Here is a 7,457-nt window from a genome sequence, read left to right as displayed (position 1 = left end):
ATGCTCATCCTCATGGACATCGAGGCCCTCATGGCCTCCACCGACATGGGGCTGTTCGAGACCACCCATTGAGACCACGCCAAGGACAAGACCAATGAACCCCCTGACCTCCTTCGGAATCTCCGGCCGCCTCTACGCCGTGGCCGGTGTGCTCTCGCTGGCGCTGGCCGGCGTGGCGGGCATGTCGTACACGAAACTCAGCGACGTCGAGGAACTCGCCCACCACACCGAGGAACAGCGCGTGCCGCAACTGCAGCGCGTGGCGCAGCTCGAGCTGAACGTCACGCGCACCTCGCTGCAGCTGCGCCATGCCATCCTGTCGCGCACGCCGCAGGAGCTGGAGGCCACGCTGGCCGACGTGGGCGAGAAGCGCAAGCTCATCGCCGAGCTGATGGCGAGCTTCGAGAAGGCCCTGGAGACGCCCGAAGGCAAGTCGCGCTTCGCCAAGCTGCCGCCGCTGTTCGACAAGTTCTGGGCCGTGGGCACCGAGAACATCCAGCTGATCAAGGCCGGGCAGAAGGTCGAGGCCTTCGCCTTCCTCGTGGACAAGACCATCCCCGCGCGCAACGACGTGCTGGTGGTGCTGGCCGACCTGGTCAAGCTCCAGGAAGGCCTGCTGCGCGAGGACCTCAACCGGGTGGAAAGCCAGGCCGCCACGACGCTGAAGGTGCTGATCGGGCTCGTGCTGGCCACGATGGGCGGACTGATGGTCTTCTCGTGGCACATCTCGTCGGTGCTGCGCCGCCGCGTGGCCACCTCGCGCGAGGTGGCCGAGCGCGTGCGCGACGGCGACCTCGCCACCGCCATCCGCGACGACGCGAAGGACGAGTTCTCGCCCCTGCTGGCCGCGCTGCGCGACATGCAGGAGGCGCTGACCCGGGTGGTGAGCAACGTGCGCGGCAACGCCGAGAGCGTGGCCACCGCGAGCGCGCAGATCGCCCAGGGCAACCAGGATCTCTCCGGCCGCACCGAGCAGCAGGCCAGCGCGCTGCAGCAGACCGCCGCCACCATGGACGAGCTGGGCAGCACGGTGCGCAACAACGCCGACAACGCGAAGCAGGCCAACCAGCTGGCCGCAGGCGCTTCCTCGGTGGCCCAGCGCGGCGGCGAGGTGGTCAGCCAGGTGGTCGACACGATGAAGGGCATCAACGACTCGTCGCGCAAGATCGCCGACATCATCGGCGTGATTGACGGCATCGCCTTCCAGACCAACATCCTGGCGCTCAACGCCGCGGTGGAAGCGGCGCGCGCCGGCGAGCAGGGCCGCGGCTTCGCGGTCGTCGCCGGCGAGGTGCGCAACCTCGCGCAGCGCAGCGCCGAGGCGGCCAAGGAGATCAAGTCGCTGATCTCCGACAGCGTCGAACGCGTCGAGCGCGGCAGCCAGCCCGTCGACGAGGCCGGCACGACGATGGCCGAGATCGTCCATTCGATCCAGCGCGTCACCGACATCATGGGCGAGATCAGCTCGGCCAGCGTGGAGCAGAGTTCCGGCGTGGCGCAGGTGGGTCAGGCCGTCAATCAGATGGACCAGGCGACGCAGCAGAACGCGGCGCTGGTCGAGCAGAGCGCGGCCGCGGCCGAGGGCCTGAAGGGCCAGGCGCGCCAGCTGGTCGATGCGGTCGCGGTGTTCAGGCTCTCCCACGACGCGGGCTACCGCACCGCCGCCCCGGCCCCGACCCCGGCCGCGACGGTTCGGGCCGCCGTGCCGGCCAAGAAACCGGCTGCGAAACCGCTCGCGGCGCCCGTGGCCAAGCCCGCCGCGAAAGCCTCCGAGAAACCGGCCGTCAAGCCGGCAGCGCCGACGGACGCCGCGCTGGCCGCCGCCGGCACCGACTCCTGGGAAACCTTCTGACCGGGGCGACCGCGCGGCGCCGGCCGGCTACTCGGCCGCGCGCCGCAGTGTCTCGACCACCGGCCGGCGCAGCACCTCGCGCAGCCCCCACCAGCCGGCGCCGAGGGCGAGCAAGGCACCCGCCAGCGTGCCGGCCAGCGGCACCCAGGGTGACGGGTTCCAGCTGAACTCGAACACCCAGCGCGCCAGCGACCAGCCCACCGCCACCGCGGCGGCCGAGGCCAGCAGCCCGGCCAGCGCACCGACGCCGAGCAGCTCGGCGCGCTGCACCTGGGCGAGCAGCTGCGCGCCGGCACCGAGCGCACGCATCACCGCGAACTCGCGCGAGCGCGCCTCGCGCGTGGCCGTCACGGCGGCGAACAGCACCACCAGGCCGGCCGCGAGCGTGAAGCCGAACAGGAACTCGACCGCCCGGATGACCTGGTCCAGCACGCGCTGCACCTGGGCGATCTGGGCCGTCACGTCGATCGCGGTGATGTTCGGGAAGTCGCGCGACAGGGCGTTGTCGAAGACCGCGCCACCGCCCGGGCCGCCGGGCGCGCGGAACGCGGCGATGTAGGTCGAGGGCAGCCCGTCCAGCACCGCGGTCGGGAACATCACGAAGAAGTTGACCCGCATCGAGGTCCAGTCCACCTTGCGCAGGCTGCTGATGCGGCCTTCGACCAGCGTGCCGGCGATGTCGAAGCGCAGCCGGTCGCCGAGCGTCACGCCGAGCGTCTTGGCCAGGCCCTCCTCGACGCTCAGCGCATCGGGTTCGTCCTCGACCCAGCGGCCGCCCACCAGCTCGTTGTGCGCCGGCAGGCGGGCGGCGTGGCTCAGGTTGAACTCGCGGTCGACCAGGCGCTGCGCACGCTCCTCGCCCATGTCCTCGGGCCGCACCGAACGGCCGTTGATCGCCACCAGGCGGCCGCGGATCATCGGGTACCAGTCGTGCCGTCCCACGCCGGCCTCGGCCAGGCGGGCCTGGAAGGCCTCGGCCTGCTCGGGCTGCACGTTGATCACGAAGCGGTTCGGCGCGTCCGGCGGCGTGGCGGCGCGCCAGCTGGCGATCAGGTCGGTGCGCAGCAGCACCAGCAGCACCAGCGCGAGCAGGCCGACCGACAGCGCCGAGACCTGCAGCACCGCGAAGGCCGGCCGCGCGGCGATCTGGCGCGTGGCCAGCACCAGCCAGCGCGGAGCGCGCGACTCCGGCACGAGGCGCCGCAGCAGGCGCACCGCCACGTAGGACAGCAGCGCGAACAGCGCCACCGCGGCAGCGAAGCCGCCCACCGCGAACAGGCCGAGCTTCGGGTCGCTGGCCACCGCCAGCAGCAACGCGACGAAACCGGCCGCGCCGGCCGCCAGCACCGTCAGCGAGGCCGGCTTGAGCGCGCCCAGGTCGCGCCGCATCACGCGCAGCGGCGGCACGCGCGCCAGCTGCAGCACCGGCGGCAGGCCGAAGGCGGCCAGCAGCGTCAGCCCGACACCGAGACCGAACAGCGCCGGCCACACGCCGGCCGGCGGCAGGCGGCCGCCCTCGACCAGCCCGGCCAGCAGCCAGACGAACACGTGGTGCACCGTGAAGCCGAGCGCCACGCCGGCGCCGCTGGCCACCAGGCCGACACCGCCGAACTGCAGCGCGTACTGCCAGGCGATGCGCCGCTGCGGCTGGCCGAGCACACGCTGCATCGCGCAGTCGTCGAGGTGGCGTTCGGCGAAGTCGCGCGCCGCGATGCCCACCGCCACCGCCGCCAGCAGCGCGGCCAGCAGTGCGACCAGGTTGAGGAACTTGCCGGCCCGGTCGAGCGTCTGGCGCATCTCCGGCCGGCCGCCGGCGAGCGACTCGATGCGCAGGCCGCGCAGGTCCTGCTGCTTGATCTGCGCCTCGGCCCAGGCGACGAAACGCTGCACGGCGGCATCGTCGCCCGCGCGCGAGGCCACGGCCAGGCGCCAGGTGACGCGGCTGGCCGGCTGGATCAGGCCCGAGGCCGGCAGGTCGGCCGCATGGAACATCACGCGCGGCGCGAAGGCCATGAAGCCGGCACCGCGGTCGGGCTCGATCAGCAGGGTATGGGTCAGCTGCAGCGCGGCGTCGCCGAGCAGCAGCGTGTCGCCGAGCTTCAGGTTCAGCGCGACCAGCAGCGCCGGGTCGACCCAGGCGGTGCCGCGCGCCGGCGCCTGCGCCAGCTCGGCCTCGCGCCCCGCAGCGTCGGCGATGCGCAGGCGGCCCCGCAGCGGGTAGGCGTCGCTCACCGCCTTGACGGTGACCAGGCGGGTCGCGCCGCCACGTTCGTCGGGCGCCCGGCCCATGCTCGGGAAGGTGGCGCTGTCGGCCGTCACCAGGCCGAAGGCGGCGGCCTGGGCGGCGAACGCCGGCGGCGCCGGCTTGTCGCTCGCCACCACCGCGTCGCCGCCGAGCAGCTGGCGCGCGTCGCGCTGCAGGCCGCGGTCGATGCGGTCGGCGAAGAAGCCCACCGCGGTCAGCGCCGCCACCGCCAGCATCACCGCGACGATCAGCAGGCGCAGCTCGCCGGCGCGCAGGTCGCGCAGGGTCTGGCGCCAGGCCAGTTGCAGCAGGGAGGGCAGTTGGTTCGGTGGCACGGTCGGCAGCCTCGGCGGGTGGGGCAGGCGGCAGACTGTGCCACGGCGCGCGAAACCGCATCGGTGGCCGGACCGGTGGCCGGGCCGGCGGCCGGGTCGGCATGCAGCGCACACGGCGGCGCGGGCGCTCGAGCCTGCCGACATCGGCGCGGTGGCGCAGTGCTTCGAGTGCATCCGGCACGACACGCGCCACGCCGCTGTGCTGCCGCTGCTCGACGGCGCGGCCACCGAGCGCGCCCTCTCCGGCCGGGCGATGCGCTGCGTCAAGCCCGGCGCGCCGACACCGAGCCGCAGCCGGGCTGAACGCTGCGTGCAAGCCGGCTGAGCCGAGCGCGGCGGCGCTGGTGCTCCAATGCAGCGCATGGACACGCTGCCTTCGATCTTCGTCTCGCACGGCTCGCCGATGACGGCACTGGAGCCGGGCGCGGCCGGTGCCTTCTTCGGCGCGCTCGGCCCGGCCATCGACGCCGCCTTCGGCCGGCCCAAGGCCATCCTGGCCGTCTCGGCACACACGCTGATGCGCGCCCCGGTGCTGCTGGCCGCGCCGCGCCACGCCGCGGTGTACGACTTCGGCGGCTTCGATCCGGCGCTCTACACGCTGCGCTACGACGCGGCGGGCGCACCGGCGCTGGCCGGCCGGGTGGCCGAGCTGCTCGGCGCCGCCGGGCTGCCGGCGCACCAACTCACGGAGGGCGATCTCGACCACGGCATCTGGACGCCGCTGCGCTATGTCTACCCGGCAGCCGACGTGCCGGTGCTGCCGCTCGGCTGGGTGCCGGGCTGGACGCCCGCGCAGCAGTTCGCGCTCGGTGCCGCGCTCGCGCCGCTGCGCGCGCAGGGCGTGCTGGTGCTGGCCAGCGGCAGCATCACGCACAACCTGCGCCGGGTGTTCGCCGACGGCCTGCGCGGCCCGGTGGACAAGCCGGAGATCCCGGAGAGCGCCGCGTTCCGCGACTGGTTCGCGCAGCGCAGCGCGGCGCGCGACTGGGACGCGCTGTTCGACTACCGCGCCCGCGCGCCGCATGCAGCGGACATGCACCCGACCGACGAGCACCTGCTGCCCTGGTACGTGGCCGCCGGCGCCGGCGGGCGCGACGCGGCGCCGCAGCGCCTGCACACGAGCATCACCTACGGCTGCCTGGGCATGGACGCCTACGCGTTCGGCGATTCGGCGCCTGCGCTCACCCAGCGCCTGACCGCCGCCGCGAGCTGAGCCTTGGCCACCGGCTTGGTCAGGTAGTCGTCCATGCCGGCGGCCAGGCAGCGCTCGCGGTCGCCGGCCAGGGCATCGGCGGTCAGCGCGACGATCGGCACATGCCTTGCGTTGCCGGCCTCCTGCGCGCGGATGCGACGCGTGGCCTCGAAGCCGTCGACGCGCGGCATGTGGCAGTCCATGAACACCAGGTCGTAGCCGCCGCGCTCGAGCGCGCGGCAGGCCTCCTCGCCATCGCCGGCCAGCACCACCTCGCAGCCCAGGCCGCGCAGCATCTCCTCGACCACCATGCGGTTGACCAGGTCGTCCTCGGCCAGCAGCAGGCGCGCCTGCAGCGCGCCGATCTCGGCCCAGGTGGAGGGCGTGGGCAGCGGTTCGCCGGCGGCGCGCGCCAGGCGCAGCTCGACCCAGAAGCGCGAGCCCTCGCCGAGCCGGCTCTCGACGCCCACGGTGCCCCCCATCAGCTCGGCGATCTCCTTGACGATCGCCAGGCCCAGTCCGCTGCCGCCGTGGCGCCGCGTGGTCGAGGCATCGGCCTGCGTGAAGGCGTCGAACACCGTGTCGGTCTTGTCGGGCGGGATGCCGATGCCGGTGTCCTGCACGGCGATGCGCACGCGCAGCGCCTCGCCCGCAGCCTCGAGCAGCGCCAGCTCGAGCACGACGCTGCCACGTTCGGTGAACTTGATCGCGTTGTGCAGCAGGTTGACGAGCATCTGGCGCAGGCGCAGCGGGTCGGCCTCGACATGGCGCGGCAGTGCCGCGTCGACCGTGCAGCGCAGCTCGATCGGCTTGTCGCGCCCGATCGCCTGCATCAGGTCGACCGCCTCGGCCACCAGCGCGCGCAGCTCGATGGTGGACGGATGCAGCGTCAGCTTGCCGGCCTCGATGCGCGAGAGGTCGAGCACGTCGTCGATCAGCGCCAGCAGCGCGTTGCCCGAGTGCTGCGCGGTGCGGGCGTACTGGCGCTGCTGCGGCGTCAGCGGCGTCTCCAGCAGCAGCGCGGTGGTGCCGAGGATGCCGTTCATCGGCGTGCGGATCTCGTGGCTGATCATGGCCAGGAACTGCGATTTCGCCAGGCTCGCCGCCTCGGCGGCGCTGCGCGCCTGCTCGAGCTCGCGCGCCTGCGCCTCGAGCGCCTCGGTCTTCTGCTCCAGGCGCGTGACCAGGCCGCGTGCCGCCTCGACCGCGCGGCGCGTGCGTGCACGCAGCCGCTCGCTGACCACCCCGGTGAAGGCGAGGTAGGTGCCCAGCAGGTACATGGTGGCGGCGATCGGGCCGCGCTCGGCCCACGCCAGCGGAGCGTCGAAGGCGCCGAGCCAGGCGCAGTAGCCCAGGTAGGCGGCGATCACCACATGGTTGAACCACAGTGCGCGGCGCAACCCGACGTTGGCCTGGTCGGCCACGCGCACCAGCAGGAAGTAGGCGAAGAACAGCCCGCCGCGCTCGAAGTGGTGCAGGTTGACCAGCCACACCAGCAGGTCGAGGTGGAACAGCAGCAGGCTGGTGTCGACCCGCCGCACGTGCCGGTGCGCCCAGATCGACCAGGCCCAGGCCAGCGCGGCGTAGCCGAAGTTCAGCGCGACCAGCACCTGCAGCGGGGGATGGGCCGGGACATCGTGCAGCCGGAGGTCCTGCACGATGGCCATCAGGCTCAGGATCACGAAGCCGCCGGTGCGGATCAGCGGGATCTCGCGCGTGTGCACGCGGCGTGCCGCGGCCGCCTTGCGGCGTGCCAGCTGCTCGGCATCCAGCGTGAACTCGGCGTCGATGTCGGGCGGCGGTACTGAACTTGCCACGTGCCCTCCCTGCGGC

5 protein-coding genes are annotated in these 7,457 nt (G+C 73.4%); 3 read left to right on the top strand and 2 right to left on the bottom strand.

The window, feature by feature from the left end; translation table 11 throughout:
• The first annotated feature begins 94 nt into the window (after window positions 1-94).
• Window positions 95-1,852 carry a methyl-accepting chemotaxis protein gene (locus D9C15_RS23440; protein ID WP_128000885.1) on the top strand — a complete coding sequence of 586 codons (1,758 nt, stop codon included), beginning with the start codon at window positions 95-97 and terminating at the stop codon, window positions 1,850-1,852.
• Between the two features lie 27 nt (window positions 1,853-1,879).
• Here D9C15_RS23440 and D9C15_RS23435 read toward each other — a convergent pair whose 3' ends face one another.
• Complete coding sequence (locus D9C15_RS23435) at window positions 1,880-4,432, bottom strand: ABC transporter permease (protein WP_240668542.1); 2,553 nt, start codon at window positions 4,430-4,432, stop codon at window positions 1,880-1,882.
• A gap of 151 nt (window positions 4,433-4,583) precedes the next feature.
• Here D9C15_RS23435 and D9C15_RS33500 point away from each other — a divergent pair, with 151 nt between their 5' ends.
• On the top strand, window positions 4,584-4,757 hold the full coding sequence (locus D9C15_RS33500) for a BLUF domain-containing protein (RefSeq protein ID WP_164886825.1): 174 nt from the start codon (window positions 4,584-4,586) through the stop codon (window positions 4,755-4,757).
• A 36-nt stretch (window positions 4,758-4,793) separates the two neighbouring features.
• Window positions 4,794-5,645: a dioxygenase family protein gene (locus D9C15_RS23430; RefSeq protein WP_128000883.1), complete on the top strand. Its 852-nt coding sequence runs from the start codon at window positions 4,794-4,796 to the stop codon at window positions 5,643-5,645.
• On the opposite strand, the gene D9C15_RS23425 is transcribed toward D9C15_RS23430, so the two are convergent.
• A complete protein-coding gene (locus D9C15_RS23425) occupies window positions 5,585-7,441 on the bottom strand; it encodes an ATP-binding protein (protein ID WP_128000882.1) in 1,857 nt (618 codons plus the stop codon). The genes D9C15_RS23430 and D9C15_RS23425 overlap by 61 nt on opposite strands.
• Window positions 7,442-7,457: the final 16 nt, after the last annotated feature.

The sequence above is a fragment of the Piscinibacter defluvii genome, assembly GCF_004011805.1.
Taxonomy (GTDB): domain Bacteria; phylum Pseudomonadota; class Gammaproteobacteria; order Burkholderiales; family Burkholderiaceae_C; genus Piscinibacter; species Piscinibacter defluvii.
The sequence above is the reverse complement of the archived record's forward strand: the minus strand, read 5'-3'. Positions and strand labels throughout refer to the sequence as shown.